This is a genomic window from Arthrobacter sp. D2-10, assembly GCF_054161285.1.
On sequence record NZ_CP096431.1, the window covers coordinates 1692030 to 1705952 of the forward strand.

Genomic DNA, 13923 nt, shown 5'->3' on the forward strand with positions numbered 1-13923 from the left:
CGCCGTCGGCAGCGCCAGCCTTGCCTGTCGTTCCCCGGAGCCTTCACGCGAGCTTGAGGAACGGCATGAATTTTCTGAAGTGGCTCTTCGAAGCCCAGATTGTCATTGGCGGCAGTCATGAGCCTCGCGCCGCCGAGCCTGCGCCGAGCCTGTCATGACTGCATCCGGAAACATCACCGCGCAGGAAATGATGGCGATGGAGCACGCGCTGCTCCTTGCCGGCCAGGGTGTGCGCGGCGCCAATCCGTTGGTGGGCGCTGTCCTCCTCGATGACGACGGCGGCATGGTCGCCACAGGCGCTCATTTCGGTGCCGGAACCGACCACGCGGAGGTCGCCGCACTGAAGAACGCGGCCCTGCACGGAGTCGACCCCGCAGGCTGCACCATGGTGGTGACGCTCGAGCCCTGCAACCACACCGGACGCACGGGGCCTTGCACTGAAGCCATCCTTGCTGCCGGAATCAGCCGCGTGGTGTACGCCGCATCCGATCCCAACCCCGAGGCAGCCGGCGGCGCGTCGCGGCTGGCGGAGAATGGGATCGATGTGGCCGGCGGGCTCCTCGCCGACGCCGCAACGGAACTGAACCGCCGGTGGCTGGACGCAGTGCGGACGCGCCGTCCATTCGTCACGGTCAAGGTGGCACAGAGCCTTGATGCACAGTCAGCCGCGGCGGACGGTTCAAGCCAATGGATCACCGGACCGCATGCCCGTGCGGACGGCCACGCCATCCGCGCCCGGGTTGATGCAGTCCTCGTCGGCACCGGAACCGTCCTGGCAGACAACCCCCGCCTGACTGCGCGGGCGCTCGACGGTTCCGACGCGAACAGCCAGCCGCTCCGGGTCGCCGTCGGTGAGCGGGACGTTCCCGATGACGCGGCGATGCGCGGCCAGGGCTTCATTCACCTGCGGACGCACGACCCCGCCGCAGTACTGGAGGAACTGTATGGGCGGGGCGTGCGGCACGTCCTGGTGGAGGGCGGTCCCCAGCTTGTCGGGGTATTCCTCATGGCGGACCTGGCGGATGAGCTCTTCACCTACATTGCGCCCATGCTCCTTGGCGCCGGTGTTCCGGCCTTCCAGCGCCTTGGGGTGGCAACCCTGGCCGACGCCCATGTATGGCGTCTGGATCCGGATGGCGCCGCCGCGGTAACCCAGATTGGCGACGACGTCCGTCTGCATTTCAAACCCATAGCGCCGGCACCGGCGTCCTTTGAGAAAGGCTCTTGAGTGTTCACAGGAATAGTTTCCGGGCAGGGCACCGTCACCTCCCTCCGCAGCTCCCCGGACGGCGGCAGCGCGGTGCTTGTGTTCGAGGCCGGTCCCACAGGAGAGGGGCTCGAGCTCGGCGGGTCCATCGCTGTGGACGGGGTATGCCTGACCGCGACCGTCATCGACGACGGCCGAATCAGCGTGGACGTGATGGGGGAGACGCTGAGGCGTACGACAATCGGGGGCCTGACCGAGGGCCGCAGGGTCAACCTGGAACGCTGCGTACCGGCGAACGGCCGTTTGGACGGCCACGTCGTGCAGGGTCACGTCGACGGCGTCGGTACGCTCCTTGAGCGTGAGAACTTCGGCGATTGGGAGCGCCTGCGTTTCAGCCTGCCCGTCCCGCTGGACCGCTATGCGGCCGAGAAGGGATCCATCGCCGTGGACGGCGTTTCACTGACAGTGACGGCCGTGAGCGACGCCGGAACACCCGACCCCTGGTTCGAGGTCGGCCTGATCCCCACAACCCTCACCGAGACCGGCCTGGGGGCAAAGGACATCGGGGATCCCGTGAACCTGGAGATGGACGTCCTGGCCAAATACGCTGAGCGGCTGCTCGCGTTCACCGGAAAGGAAGGCCGGGCATGATGCGCAGCGGCGAGGGCAGTGCCCCGGACACGCAGAGCGGTGCGGTGCTTGAGATAGCGCTTGACCCGGTGGAGACGGCCGTTGCCGCAATGGCTGCAGGCCGTGCCGTCGTCGTTGTTGACGACGCCAACCGGGAAAACGAAGGCGACATCATCTTCGCCGCGCAGTTCGCCACGACGGAACTGACCGCCTGGACCATCCGCTACACGTCCGGTGTCCTGTGCGTCCCGGTAACGGGGGACACGGCGGACCGCCTGCAGCTTCCCGCCATGGTCATCAACAACCAGGACGCCAAGCAGACCGCCTACACGGTTTCGTGTGATGCTGCCGTCGGTGTGAGTACGGGCATCAGTGCAGCGGATCGCGCGCTGACTGCGCGTGTGCTCGCCTCGGCTGCGTCCACGCCCTCGGACCTCACACGGCCGGGCCATATGTTTCCGCTGCGTGCGGTCGACGGCGGCGTCCGTGAGCGGCCTGGACACACCGAAGCCGCGGTCGACCTATGCCGACTGGCCGGGGTGGAACCGGCAGCTGTCATTGCGGAGGTAACCCACGACGACGGCGAGATGATGCGCCTGCCGGCGCTGCGCGAGTTCGCCACCCGCTTCGATGCCCCGCTGATCTCCATCGAGGACCTCGCGGGCTATCTTGCCGTACGCAGTGCAGGAGCCGCCGAATGAGCACAGTCATTGGGGGCCCGGTTGTCACCATTCCGACGCCGTTCGGTCCCTTCACCGCGCAGGCCTGGACTGACACCGCCTCCGGGGTGGAGCACCTCACCATGTCCGCGCCGGGGTCGCGGGCCGACGGAACTCCGCTGGTCCGCATGCACTCCGAATGCCTGACCGGCGATGTGTTCGGCTCCTACCGGTGCGACTGCGGCGAGCAGTTGGAACAGGCGCTCGGACTGGTTCAGGAGCAGGGCGGAACGGTCGTCTATCTGCGCGGCCAGGAGGGGCGCGGCATCGGCCTCGCCAACAAGCTCCGCGCCTACGCCCTGCAGGAAAACGGGGCAGACACCGTCGAGGCGAACGAGCAGCTCGGACTGCCGGTCGACTCACGCGACTACCAGGCGGCTGCCGAGATCCTTACCAACCTCGGCATCCCACGGATCCGGCTGCTGAGCAACAACCCGGTCAAACGCGAGCACCTGGAACGCTACGGGATCGCCGTGGTGTCGATGGTGCCCTCCGAGATTCCGTCCCGCCTCGAGAACCAGCGTTACCTCGAGACGAAGCGTGACCGGCTCAACCACCAGCTGTCGCATCTGGAAGAACGGTTCCATCAGCGCCCCCAGGAGAAGATCGTCCAGCAGAGCTGACGATCCCCCTACCAGCAAACCCCCTCATACCCCAAGGAGAACCATGGCCGGACACGGCGCCCCCACGATTGATGTCACCTCCCTCGCGCAGGGCCGGAATGAGCAGGAGCCGGTTCGGCTCGCGGTCGTCGCGGCCAGCTGGCACACCGCAATCATGGACGGCCTGCTCGACGGCGCCCGCCGTGCAGCAGCTGATGCAGGCATCGAGCCCGACGTGATTCGTGTGCCGGGCAGCTTCGAGTTGCCGGTCGCTGCCGCGAGGCTGGCACCGCACTATGACGCCGTCGTCGCGCTCGGCGTGGTTATCCGCGGGGGAACGCCCCACTTCGACTATGTGTGCCAGGCGGCGACGTCGGGACTCACCGAGGTCAGCGTACGCACCGGAGTGCCGGTGGGCTTTGGTGTGCTGACCTGCGACACGGAGCAGCAGGGCCTCGATCGGGCGGGCCTTGCCGGTTCAAGTGAGGACAAGGGATACGAGGCCACCGTTGCTGCGCTGGCAACGGCCGCGGTGCTTGGGCCCTGGGGCACGTGAGTACGCCTAGAGGTTCGTCACATACGGCGGGCAGGATACGGCGGATCCAGTGGAACCCAGTAACCTAGGCAGAGTGAAATCCTTCGATACCCTCTTTGCCGAGCTGAGCGAGAAAGCTGCCGCCCGTCCGTCCGGGTCGGGCACCGTGGCCGAATTGGACTCAGGCGTACACGGCATCGGCAAGAAAGTTGTCGAGGAGGCTGCCGAAGTATGGATGGCGGCCGAGTACGAGTCGAACGAGGCTGCCGCAGAAGAAATCTCGCAGTTGCTCTACCACCTTCAGGTCATGATGATCGCCAAGGGGCTCACTCTCGAGGACGTCTACAAGCATCTGTAGCCGCGCGCCAGGCTCCTGGTTACCGCGCGGCACACTCCCGCTTTCTGGCAGTCCCAAGGAAACCCTCCTCACTGAAGGAAACCCATGCTTCGAGTTGCAGTCCCCAACAAGGGATCCCTGTCCGAATCCGCGTCCGCGATGCTCGCCGAGGCGGGCTACCGCCAGCGCCGCGATACCCGCGAACTGGTGATGGTGGACCCTGAAAATGAAATCGAGTTCTTCTTCCTCCGGCCGCGGGACATCGCCGTGTACGTCGGTTCCGGAACGCTCGACGTCGGAATCACCGGCCGAGATCTCTTCCTCGACGCGCAGGTGGATGCCGAGGAGCTCCTGCCCCTCGGCTTCGGCGCCTCCACCTTCCGGTTCGCCGGACCGGTAGGAAACTTCGCCTCCGTCGCTGAACTTGAGGGCCGGCGCCTGGCCACGAGCTATGACGGCCTCCTGCGCGCCTTCCTCGCCGAGGAAGGCGTCAATGCGACAGTGGTCCGTCTCGATGGTGCGGTGGAATCCTCAGTGCGCCTTGGCGTTGCGGATGCCATAGCCGACGTCGTGGAGACCGGCAACACCCTGAAGGCAGCCGGCATGGAAATCTTCGGTGAACCGATTCTGCGCAGTGAGGCCGTCCTCATCGGACGCAAGAGGGCAACTCCGGTCGGGCTGGACATTTTGATCCGACGGCTTCAGGGCGTGCTCGTTGCCCGGCAGTACGTTCTGCTCGACTATGACATCCGCAAGGAGCTGGTCGACCAGGCAGCGGCGCTCACCCCCGGCCTTGAGTCGCCGACCGTATCGCCGCTGCGCGACTCCGACTGGGTTGCGGTTCGCTCAATGGTCAAGCGCAACAGCACCAACCAGATCATGGATGAGCTGTACGACCTCGGCGCCCGAGCCATCCTGGTCAGCACCATCCACGCGTGCCGGATCTAGGGCAGGATCGATCGATGAGCGTGGCAATCCGCGTCATTCCCTGCCTTGATGTTGACGCCGGCCGCGTGGTTAAGGGCATCAACTTCGAGGACCTCCGGGACGCCGGAGACCCGGTGGAACTGGCCCACCGCTATGACCGGGCAGGCGCCGACGAACTGACCTTCCTGGATGTCACTGCATCCTCAGGCAACCGGGCAACCACTTTCGACGTGGTTGCCAAAACGGCTGAGGAAGTCTTCATTCCGCTCACTGTCGGCGGAGGCGTGCGGGAGATTTCCGACGTCGACCGCTTGCTGCGTGCCGGCGCCGACAAGGCGTCCATCAACACCGCGGCCGTGGCGCGCCCGCAGGTCATTGATGAGATCACGTCCCACTTCGGTTCGCAGGTGCTGGTGTTGAGCCTTGACGCGCGTCGGACCCACGACGGTTCAACGCCGTCAGGCTTCGAGGTCACCACGCACGGCGGCCGCAAGGGAACCGGGATCGACGCGGTCGCCTGGGCGCAGGAGGCCGCCGACCGGGGTGTCGGAGAGATCCTCCTCAACTCGATCGATGCCGACGGAACGCGTGAGGGCTTCGACCTGGAGATGATCCGCGTGGTCCGGGCTGCGGTGAAGGTACCCCTGATTGCCTCGGGTGGTGCAGGCGAACCAGCACATTTCCCGCCCGCGGTCGCTGCCGGAGCGGATGCCGTACTCGCAGCTTCGGTCTTTCACTTCGGCCCGGTCGATGCGATCGCTGAAGTGAAAAAGGCGATCCGGGACGCCGGTTTCCCCGTTCGCTGAGGACTCGCCGTCCGTTGAGAACGCCCGGGCCGGTTAGAGCCCGACCTCCGCGCTCTCGAGGAGTGCCACGGCGTCGGGCTGTCCTTCGAAAGTGACCAGGGCATGGCGGGTTCGCCCGTGAGCGTGCATGAGGAGTTCACCCGGCTCGCCGACGATCGCAACGGACACCGGCGCACGTTTTGCAACGTGCCTTGGACCGTCAGGCCTCACGAGCACGATGCCCAGGTCGACACCCCGGTAGAGGATGGCGGCGCGCTTGATCAGCTCGTCCCAGAGTGCGTTCGAGTAGTCCTCGTCCAGCGCCCGCGGTGCCCATCTGCTGGTTGCCCGGCGCACGTCTTCGGTATGCACGAAGTACTCGATGAGGTTGGTGCTGGTGTCGATGGACTGGAAGCGCATCGGTGAGTAGAACGGGTGGCCCTTGCGGAAGTCGTTGACCAGTTTCTCGTAGGCCGGCGTGGATGCGCACTTGGCGCCGAGCTTCCGCGTTGCCTTCTCCGACACGACGGACAGCGGCTTGATGAGTGCCCCTATTCCGACGCTGGGCTTGTGTCCCCGGAGGTACAGGTGTGCAGCCAGTTCCTTGGTCTGCCACCCGTCGCACAGCGTGGGTGAGTGAGGACCGGCCGCAAGCAGGGTTTCGGCGAGGACTTCACGGGAGGGATCAACGAAATGCATCACTGTTGAAAATAGCATGATGGGCCATCCGATGTCCGGGTATGGGGTCGGTCCTCCGGCGAAAGCACCGCAAGCCTCCAAAGCGCGCCGCAGCTGGTCCCCGATGCGGCGCTCCGTCCCGGCGCGACTAGAATCAGATGCGATGTCACAACACCCTGAACCTGCCTCTTCCATCGCTGCGGACGATTCGCCGGAGCTGGACCCTGCGATCGCCGACGCGCTCAAGCGGGATGCCGCTGGGCTGGTCGCAGCCATCATCCAGGACCATGACACCGGTGAGGTCCTCATGCTGGGCTGGATGGACGACGAAGCGCTGCGGCGAACTCTCACCAGCGGCCGTGTCACCTTCTACTCCCGCTCGCGCCAGGAATACTGGCGCAAGGGAGACACCTCGGGTCACGTGCAGTTTGTGCGGTCGGTCGCCCTGGATTGCGACGGCGATGCGCTCCTCGTGCGGGTTCATCAGGTCGGTGCTGCATGCCACACCGGCACCCGGACCTGCTTCGAGGGCAGGGAACTCGCAGCCGTCGTCGGCTCCGAGTAGGACGCCGCACAGAACAATTCAGGCAGCACCACCCCCGCAGGACGCCCGCCAGGTGGATGGGCGCAAGGAATGAGGAAACGCATTTCATGGATGAGCTCGGAGTAATCAGCCCCGGCCTGGAAGAGTTCCGCGCTCTTGCCCGGGACCGGAGGGTCATACCTGTTCGCCTCACGGTACTTGACGACGCCCACACACCTATCGGCATCTACCGGAAGCTCACTGACGGGCACCCAGGTACGTTCCTGATGGAATCCGCCGCGGAGGGCGGCGTCTGGTCGCGGTATTCCTTCATCGGTGTGAACTCCCGCGCAACACTCACCACCCGGGGCGGCGAGGCGTGCTGGCTGGGGGAGCCGCCGGCAGGAGTGCCCGTCGACGGCAATCCGGTTGAAGCCCTGCGCCGCACCGTCGAGGAACTTCAGACGGCGCGCTTCGATGGCCTTCCCCCGTTTACGTCCGGCATGGTGGGATTCATCGGTTGGGAATCGGTGCGCCACTGGGAACGCCTCACCTCGCCGCCGGAGGATGACCTCGACCTGCCGGAGCTGGCCATGAACCTGGTCACTGATATGGCCATTCATGACAACGCCGGCGGCAAGGTCACTCTGGTGGCGAACGCCATCAACTACGACAACTCGACAGCGCGCGTTGACGAAGCCTGGCACGACGCCGTCGCCCGCTGCAGGAGCATGCTCGAGCGGCTTGCGTCCCCCTCGGAGCAGCCGGTTTCGGTTCTCGCGGACGGGGCAGCGGACACCACAGCGCTGATGTCCCGCGTCCGTGAACGCTGGGACCGCGACCGCTACCTTGCTGCGATTGAGCGCGGCAAGGAAGCCATCGTGGACGGTGAGGTGTTCCAGGTTGTCATCTCCCGCCGGTTCGAACTCGACTGCGATGCATCAGCCCTCGACGTCTATCGCGTCCTGCGGACGACCAACCCCAGCCCCTACATGTATCTCTTCAGCCTCGAGGATGCTTCGGGGCGCCCCTACTCCATCGTGGGCTCGTCTCCGGAAGCGCTCGTCACAGTCAACGGCTCAGAGGTCATCACGCACCCCATCGCAGGTTCAAGGCCGCGTGGCAAGACCGCCGAGCTGGACCGCGCGCTGGCAGAAGAACTGCTCGCTGACGAAAAGGAGCGCGCGGAGCACCTGATGCTGGTTGACCTTGCACGCAACGACATCTCAAAGGTGTGCCGGCCGGGAACGGTGGACGTCACCCAATTTATGGAGGTCGAGCGGTTCAGCCACATCATGCACCTCGTCTCGACCGTCGTCGGCCAGTTGCATCCCGACCGGACGACCTACGACGTCCTGGCGGCAACCTTCCCCGCGGGAACCCTTTCCGGCGCGCCCAAACCGCGGGCGCTGAGACTGCTCGATGAGCTTGAACCACACAAGCGGGGCATCTACGGGGGAGTGGTCGGCTACTTCGACTTCGCCGGGGACATGGACATGGCAATTGCCATCCGGTCCGCACTGCTCCGTGACAACCGCGCCTACGTCCAGGCCGGCGGCGGGATTGTGGCGGATTCCGAGCTTGAGGCGGAGGCGCTGGAAACCGTCAACAAGGCCGCCGCTCCGTTGCGCGCTGCGTTGCTGGCATCAAGCCTTCAGCCGGTCACTGAAGCCGGCGTGGGCACACCGTGAGTACGGCTCCCGATCCGGACGCCCCCGCCGGTAACCGCCCGCCCGCCTACCGGCGCAGGGGCGCCGTCGTACTGGCAACCGTGATTGCCGCCCTGGCGGCCTTCGGCAGCACCACGCAGACCTGGCTGACGGTCGCGCTGCCGCAGACCGCTGTCCAGACTCCGTCCATTCAGGTCCCGGGTTCCGACGCCGCCACTGCCGTTACCGCGTTCGCGCTGGTTGGTCTGGCCGCAGGCCTGGCGGCGTCGATCGCAGGTCGCGTTGCCCGTTGGGTTATCGCCGGGATCCTGGTTGTCGCGGGCGCAGGCATCATTTTCAGCAGCGTTGCGGTGCCCATGGACCCGGCAGGCTCCGCGTCACCCGCTATCGGGGAAGCCCTCGGGGTCACCAGCCAGAGCGGGGCATCGGTCACCGTCACGGCCATGCCGTGGGTAGCGGCGCTGGCCGGTCTGCTGCTCGTGCTCTCGGCGGTCTGGCTGGTCGTCGTGGGTAGACGCTGGCTTGCTGCCCGCCGATACGAGAACCGGACCAGAGAGTCCGGTCCCCGCGACAAGGCGGCGGCGACCGATACGAACGCTGACGAGATCGACAGTTGGGACAGCCTCAGCCGGGGCGAGGACCCGACCAGCGGACCGTCCAGGTAAATCAAAGTCCTTCTGAATCAATGGCAGAATGGACTGAAGACCACAGCACAAGGAGAACTGCCATGGCTAAGACCGCGCCCGAGACCGGTACTAACGACACCCCTATGATCCAGCATTCCGCGGCCCGCGACGAGACCATCGGTCACGGCAACAGCCCTGCAGCGTGGACCTGTGTATTCGTCATGCTTGCCGGCGCGGCTCTGTCTTCCTTTGCGTTCGTGTTCGCCAGCACCGAAGGCAACAAGGACGCCGGCACCGTGCTGTTCTGGATCGGTGCGCTGATCATGGTGATCGGCCTCGTGCTCGGGATCATCCTCAAGAAGGCCGGATTCGGCGTCGGCGGCCACCGGCTCAAGAACTCCGGACACTAAGTGAGCGTTCTCGACGACATCATCGTCGGAGTGCGCGCCGATCTCGACTCCCGCCGCACACTCCTTCCCCTCGAGGAAATTCAGGTCCTCGCGGATCAGGCTCCAGGGCCCCGTGACGCCTACCGGGCTCTGAGCACGAAGGGTGGCGGCGTTCGCGTCATCGCCGAGGTGAAGCGGAAGAGTCCGTCCAAAGGCGCACTCTCCGACATCCCCGATCCTGCCGAACTGGCCGCCGCCTACGAGCGCGGCGGGGCGAGCGTCATCAGCGTCCTCACGGAAGAGCGACGCTTCGGAGGCTCTCTGGAAGACCTCGATGCCGTTCGGGCAGCGGTGGATCTTCCTATTCTCCGCAAAGACTTCACGGTCGATGAGTACCAGATCTGGGAGGCCCGCGCGCACGGCGCGGACCTGATCCTTCTCATCGTCGCCGCGCTCGACGACGCGACACTCAGGTCTTTCCTGGAACTCACCGAGCGGCTCGGCATGCACGCGCTCGTCGAGACGCACACGACTGAGGAAGTGGAGCGCGCTGTCGCCGTAGGCGCGCGGATCATCGGCGTCAACGTGCGCAACCTCAAAACCCTGGACATCGACAGGTCTGTTTTCCCTGCCTTGGCAGGGCTCATCCCTTCCGATGCCGTCGTCGTCGCGGAATCGGGCGTTCGGGACATCGCCGACGTCGAACGCTTCGTTGCTGACGGAGCGCAGGCAGTTCTGGTGGGCGAAGCGCTGGTGCGCCACTCGAATCCGGAGGAGACAGTCCGCGAATTCGCCCGCGCCGGCAGCGCACTGCATTCCTGAGGCTCTCGCCGTTCCAACGGCCGGGCAAAACCATCACGAAAGACAGCAGGTTCATGACCGACACCCCACAGCCGCAGTCTGACACTGAGAGCGCGGCAGAAGCTTTCCTGGCAGGAGGATCCCTGCGCCACGCACAGGGTCCGTACTTCGGAGCCTACGGCGGGCGCTGGATGCCCGAGTCGCTCATTGCCGCCCTGGACGAGTTGGAGGAGACCTTCGACAAGGCCAAGTCGGATCCCGAATTCCTGGCTCAGGTGGCTGAGCTCAACCGGTCCTACTCGGGACGTCCGTCCCTGCTGACTGAAGCACGCCGCTTCGCCGAGCATGCCGGGGGAGTGCGTGTCTTCCTCAAGCGCGAGGACCTGAACCACACGGGCTCACACAAGATCAACAACGTGCTGGGTCAGGCCCTGCTCGCAAAGCGCATGGGCAAGACCCGGGTAATCGCCGAGACCGGTGCCGGTCAGCACGGTGTTGCCAGTGCCACTGCCGCTGCACTGCTCGGTCTTGAGTGTGTGGTCTATATGGGAGCTGAGGACTGCAGGCGCCAGGCACTGAACGTGGCCCGGATGCAGCTGCTCGGTGCGGAGGTCATTCCCGTCACCAACGGCTCGCAGACGCTCAAGGACGCCATCAATGACGCCCTGCGTGACTGGGTCGCCAATGTTGACACCACCCACTATCTGCTGGGCACCGCAGCCGGTGCGCACCCCTTCCCGGCAATGGTCCGGTACTTCCACGAGGTCATCGGCGAAGAGGCACGGGAGCAGATGCTCAGCACAACAGGCCGTCTGCCTGACGCTGTCTGCGCGTGCATCGGAGGCGGATCGAACGCCATCGGAATTTTCCACGGTTTCCTGGACGACCGCGACGTGGCGCTGTACGGGTTCGAGGCCGGCGGTGACGGCGTCGAGTCGGGCCGCCACGCCGCGACCATCACACTCGGCCGGCCGGGAGTACTCCACGGTGCGCGCTCGTATCTGATGCAGAACGACGACGGACAGACCATCGAGTCCCATTCCATTTCGGCCGGTCTGGACTACCCCGGTGTGGGTCCGGAACATGCGTTTCTCGCGGACATCGGGAGGGCGCGCTATGAGCCCATCACCGACGCCGAAGCCATGGAAGCGTTCCGGCTGCTCTGCCGCACCGAAGGCATCATTCCAGCCATCGAATCCGCACACGCCCTCGCAGGCGCGCTGAAGGTGGGGCAGCGGCTTGCGGCCGAGCCGGGCGATCCAGGCGAGAAGATCGTACTGGTGAACCTCTCCGGGCGTGGCGACAAGGATGTGGCGACGGCGGCGGAATGGTTTGACCTGCTGCCTGAAGACAGTGCAGAGGCGGAAATCGGCGCAGAGGGGGAGCAACTGTGAGCATCGGAACCGTGAGTAAGTCTGCCGCCGCAATCGAGCGTGCGCGCGCTGCCGGCCGAACTGCCCTCATCGCGTACCTGCCCGCCGGTTTCCCTGACGTTCAGACCACCATCGATGCCGCTGTCGCGCTGGCAGAGAACGGCGTCGATCTGATCGAAATCGGTATTCCGTATTCCGACCCGGTCATGGACGGCGCGGTCATCCAGCAGGCCACGGTCGAGGCGCTCCAGAACGGATTTGCCGTTCGTCAGATCTTCGACGTGGTGAAGGGAATCACCGACCGCACGGACGCTGCGGTCCTCGTGATGACCTACTGGAACCCCGTCATGCGCATGGGCGTCCGTGATTTTGCGCGCCGTCTCGCCGAAGCCGGCGGCGCCGGCCTGATTACGCCTGACCTCATCCCCGACGAAGCCGGCGAATGGATCGCGGCGTCCGATGAGTTCGGCCTCGACCGCGTGTTCCTGGTGGCTCCTTCAAGTTCGCCGGAGCGGATGCAGTCAACGGTCGACGCCACCCGCGGATTCGTCTACGCGGTCTCGATCATGGGCGTCACCGGTGCACGGACGGCGGTCAGTTCCGCTGCGCGTGAGGTGGTCGACGCTGCTCACCGAGCCGGGGCAGAGAGGGCCTGCGTCGGGCTGGGCGTCTCCACCGCCGACCAGGTGCGGGAAATCGGCGCCTACGCGGACGGGGCGATCGTTGGTACAGCGCTGGTCGCGGCCCTTCGCGACGGCGGTGTTCCCGCTGTCGCCGCCCTGGCCAAAGACCTCAGCTCCGGAACCTCGAAAGGCTGAGCATGATCCCCGCCAGCATCCCCAGTCCGCCCGCAGAATGGGCCAGCTTTTCCATCGGACCGGCCACCATCCACGTTTACGCGCTGTGCATACTCGCTGGAATCGTCGCCGCGTTGCTGCTCACCTCAGCCCGCTGGAGGCGCTACGGCGGTAACCCTGACGTCGTCTGGGATGTAGCCATCTGGGCCGTACCGTTCGGACTCATCGGCGGACGTCTCTACCACGTGTTCTCGTCGCCGGACGCCTACTTCGGGCCCGATGGAGATCTCTCCCGCATACCCCGTATCTGGGAGGGCGGTCTGGGAATCTGGGGTGCAATTGCGCTCGGCGCTGTCGGCGCCTGGATCGGATGCCGACGCGCAGGAGTTCGCCTGTCGGCTTTCGCTGACGCTGCCGCACCGGGGGTCCTCCTCGCACAGGCCATCGGGCGCTGGGGAAACTGGTTCAATCAGGAGCTCTTTGGTGCCCCGACGGACCTGCCCTGGGGTCTTGAGATCGATGCGAACAACCCCAATTTCCCGGCAGACGCTGATCCCGGAACCCTTTTCCACCCCACCTTCCTGTATGAGTCGCTCTGGAGCCTGGCCGGTGTCGCACTCCTCCTTCTCCTGGACCGCAGGTTCTCACTGCGCAGGGGCCGAATGTTCTGGCTGTACGCCGCGTACTACACGGCAGGTCGCATCTGGATCGAGGCACTGCGTATCGACGACGCGGAGATGATCAGCATTCTCGGCGTCACCCAGCGACTGAATGTCTGGATGAGCGTACTTGTGCTGCTGGTGTCCCTCGCGGTCTTCATCTATCTTTCCGTGAAGCAGCGCGGGGTGAAGGAGCACTCTGTGTACCTGCCGGGTCGCGGTCCAGACCCAGCCGAAGATGCCGCTGCCGCCACGACGGATGCGGGTAGCGGATCAGGCACGGACGTCCACAGTCCGGACACTTCCGCTGGAAAAAGTCCGGATCGTGGTAACCTTCCAGAAATAAAAGACGCCTCAGGTGCGGCCGCCTCCGCGAACCAAGCCCCTGAGGAACCCCGGGAATCAGACTCCCGAAAGTAGCGTCCAGCGGGGCCACCGCCCTACCCACGGACGATGTCACAGCGTCGTGGCTCCGCTCGGTACACCAGCTAGCTCACCGGCTTTCGCGCCGTACCGGGATTGATCAGGCCCACCGCCATCAGACCATTCCGGCAATCCATGTCGGCATGTGGCGTGCGCCTCTACAATGTGCACTAGAAATACGCAGCGCCTCCCTGAAGGGACAAGCGCGCCTCGGGGCCGAAGTCGTCCCCTCCCGACGCTCC

The 13923-nt window shown here is 65.5% G+C and carries 17 protein-coding genes; 16 read left to right on the top strand and 1 reads right to left on the bottom strand.

All coding sequences use genetic code 11. From position 1 onward, the window contains the following. The first annotated feature begins 154 nt into the window (after nt 1-154). The 8 genes from ribD to hisF all read left to right on the top strand — a co-directional run bounded on the left by ribD (nt 155) and on the right by hisF (nt 5763). Nucleotides 155-1228 carry a bifunctional diaminohydroxyphosphoribosylaminopyrimidine deaminase/5-amino-6-(5-phosphoribosylamino)uracil reductase RibD gene (gene ribD, locus M1D74_RS07880; protein ID WP_309072071.1) on the top strand — a complete coding sequence of 358 codons (1074 nt, stop codon included), beginning with the start codon at nt 155-157 and terminating at the stop codon, nt 1226-1228. Further along, nucleotides 1229-1858 carry a riboflavin synthase gene (locus tag M1D74_RS07885; protein ID WP_458117061.1) on the top strand — a complete coding sequence of 210 codons (630 nt, stop codon included), beginning with the start codon at nt 1229-1231 and terminating at the stop codon, nt 1856-1858. Beyond that, entirely contained in the window at nt 1858-2538 is a 681-nt protein-coding gene (ribB, locus tag M1D74_RS07890; RefSeq protein ID WP_309072078.1) for a 3,4-dihydroxy-2-butanone-4-phosphate synthase, read from the top strand. Before M1D74_RS07885 ends, ribB begins: the two co-directional genes overlap by 1 nt. Continuing rightward, complete coding sequence (gene ribA, locus M1D74_RS07895) at nt 2535-3179, top strand: GTP cyclohydrolase II (RefSeq protein WP_458117062.1); 645 nt, start codon at nt 2535-2537, stop codon at nt 3177-3179. The genes ribB and ribA overlap by 4 nt, the downstream gene beginning before the upstream one ends. A gap of 43 nt (nt 3180-3222) precedes the next feature. After that, complete coding sequence (gene ribH / locus M1D74_RS07900) at nt 3223-3714, top strand: 6,7-dimethyl-8-ribityllumazine synthase (RefSeq protein WP_309072074.1); 492 nt, start codon at nt 3223-3225, stop codon at nt 3712-3714. Nucleotides 3715-3787: 73 nt separating this feature from the next. Beyond that, entirely contained in the window at nt 3788-4051 is a 264-nt protein-coding gene (locus M1D74_RS07905; RefSeq protein ID WP_309072075.1) for a phosphoribosyl-ATP diphosphatase, read from the top strand. Between the two features lie 84 nt (nt 4052-4135). Next, nucleotides 4136-4978, top strand: a complete 843-nt coding sequence (hisG, locus tag M1D74_RS07910) for an ATP phosphoribosyltransferase (protein ID WP_458117063.1) — start codon at nt 4136-4138, stop codon at nt 4976-4978. Between the two features lie 14 nt (nt 4979-4992). Further along, entirely contained in the window at nt 4993-5763 is a 771-nt protein-coding gene (hisF, locus tag M1D74_RS07915) for an imidazole glycerol phosphate synthase subunit HisF (protein WP_309072077.1), read from the top strand. 33 nt (nt 5764-5796) lie between these two features. Here the strand turns inward: hisF and M1D74_RS07920 are convergent, their stop codons facing one another. Further along, on the bottom strand, nt 5797-6441 hold the full coding sequence (locus tag M1D74_RS07920) for a TIGR03085 family metal-binding protein (RefSeq protein ID WP_309072079.1): 645 nt from the start codon (nt 6439-6441) through the stop codon (nt 5797-5799). 142 nt (nt 6442-6583) lie between these two features. Here M1D74_RS07920 and hisI point away from each other — a divergent pair, with 142 nt between their 5' ends. The 8 genes from hisI (at nt 6584) to lgt (ending at nt 13678) form a co-directional block, all read left to right on the top strand. Next, nucleotides 6584-6985 carry a phosphoribosyl-AMP cyclohydrolase gene (gene hisI / locus M1D74_RS07925; RefSeq protein WP_309071864.1) on the top strand — a complete coding sequence of 134 codons (402 nt, stop codon included), beginning with the start codon at nt 6584-6586 and terminating at the stop codon, nt 6983-6985. An 86-nt stretch (nt 6986-7071) separates the two neighbouring features. Then, a complete protein-coding gene (locus M1D74_RS07930; protein WP_458117064.1) occupies nt 7072-8634 on the top strand; it encodes an anthranilate synthase component I in 1563 nt (520 codons plus the stop codon). Further along, the gene (locus M1D74_RS07935) at nt 8631-9278 is read left to right on the top strand and encodes a Trp biosynthesis-associated membrane protein (RefSeq protein ID WP_458117065.1); all 648 of its coding nucleotides are present in this window, start codon (nt 8631-8633) and stop codon (nt 9276-9278) included. Before M1D74_RS07930 ends, M1D74_RS07935 begins: the two co-directional genes overlap by 4 nt. 62 nt (nt 9279-9340) lie before the next feature. Continuing rightward, nucleotides 9341-9649 carry an HGxxPAAW family protein gene (locus tag M1D74_RS07940; protein WP_458117066.1) on the top strand — a complete coding sequence of 103 codons (309 nt, stop codon included), beginning with the start codon at nt 9341-9343 and terminating at the stop codon, nt 9647-9649. Then, the gene (trpC, locus tag M1D74_RS07945) at nt 9650-10450 is read left to right on the top strand and encodes an indole-3-glycerol phosphate synthase TrpC (protein ID WP_458117067.1); all 801 of its coding nucleotides are present in this window, start codon (nt 9650-9652) and stop codon (nt 10448-10450) included. A 53-nt stretch (nt 10451-10503) separates the two neighbouring features. Beyond that, nucleotides 10504-11823, top strand: coding sequence for a tryptophan synthase subunit beta (gene trpB / locus M1D74_RS07950; protein WP_309071868.1), 1320 nt, complete (start codon nt 10504-10506; stop codon nt 11821-11823). Between the two features lie 2 nt (nt 11824-11825). After that, nucleotides 11826-12620, top strand: a complete 795-nt coding sequence (gene trpA / locus M1D74_RS07955) for a tryptophan synthase subunit alpha (protein WP_458117161.1) — start codon at nt 11826-11828, stop codon at nt 12618-12620. 2 nt (nt 12621-12622) lie between these two features. After that, on the top strand, nt 12623-13678 hold the full coding sequence (lgt, locus tag M1D74_RS07960; protein ID WP_458117068.1) for a prolipoprotein diacylglyceryl transferase: 1056 nt from the start codon (nt 12623-12625) through the stop codon (nt 13676-13678). Nucleotides 13679-13923: the final 245 nt, after the last annotated feature.

What these genes read in the sequence shown, in the direction of transcription:
- ribD (WP_309072071.1), top strand. Translation starts at nt 155, where the DNA reads ATGACTGCATCCGGAAACATCACCGCGCAGGAAATGATGGCGATGGAG.
- ribB (WP_309072078.1), top strand. Translation starts at nt 1,858, where the DNA reads ATGCGCAGCGGCGAGGGCAGTGCCCCGGACACGCAGAGCGGTGCGGTG.
- ribA (WP_458117062.1), top strand. Translation starts at nt 2,535, where the DNA reads ATGAGCACAGTCATTGGGGGCCCGGTTGTCACCATTCCGACGCCGTTC.
- ribH (WP_309072074.1), top strand. Translation starts at nt 3,223, where the DNA reads ATGGCCGGACACGGCGCCCCCACGATTGATGTCACCTCCCTCGCGCAG.
- hisG (WP_458117063.1), top strand. Translation starts at nt 4,136, where the DNA reads ATGCTTCGAGTTGCAGTCCCCAACAAGGGATCCCTGTCCGAATCCGCG.
- hisF (WP_309072077.1), top strand. Translation starts at nt 4,993, where the DNA reads ATGAGCGTGGCAATCCGCGTCATTCCCTGCCTTGATGTTGACGCCGGC.
- M1D74_RS07920 (WP_309072079.1), bottom strand. Translation starts at nt 6,441, where the DNA reads ATGCATTTCGTTGATCCCTCCCGTGAAGTCCTCGCCGAAACCCTGCTT.
- hisI (WP_309071864.1), top strand. Translation starts at nt 6,584, where the DNA reads ATGTCACAACACCCTGAACCTGCCTCTTCCATCGCTGCGGACGATTCG.
- M1D74_RS07930 (WP_458117064.1), top strand. Translation starts at nt 7,072, where the DNA reads ATGGATGAGCTCGGAGTAATCAGCCCCGGCCTGGAAGAGTTCCGCGCT.
- M1D74_RS07940 (WP_458117066.1), top strand. Translation starts at nt 9,341, where the DNA reads ATGGCTAAGACCGCGCCCGAGACCGGTACTAACGACACCCCTATGATC.
- trpB (WP_309071868.1), top strand. Translation starts at nt 10,504, where the DNA reads ATGACCGACACCCCACAGCCGCAGTCTGACACTGAGAGCGCGGCAGAA.
- lgt (WP_458117068.1), top strand. Translation starts at nt 12,623, where the DNA reads ATGATCCCCGCCAGCATCCCCAGTCCGCCCGCAGAATGGGCCAGCTTT.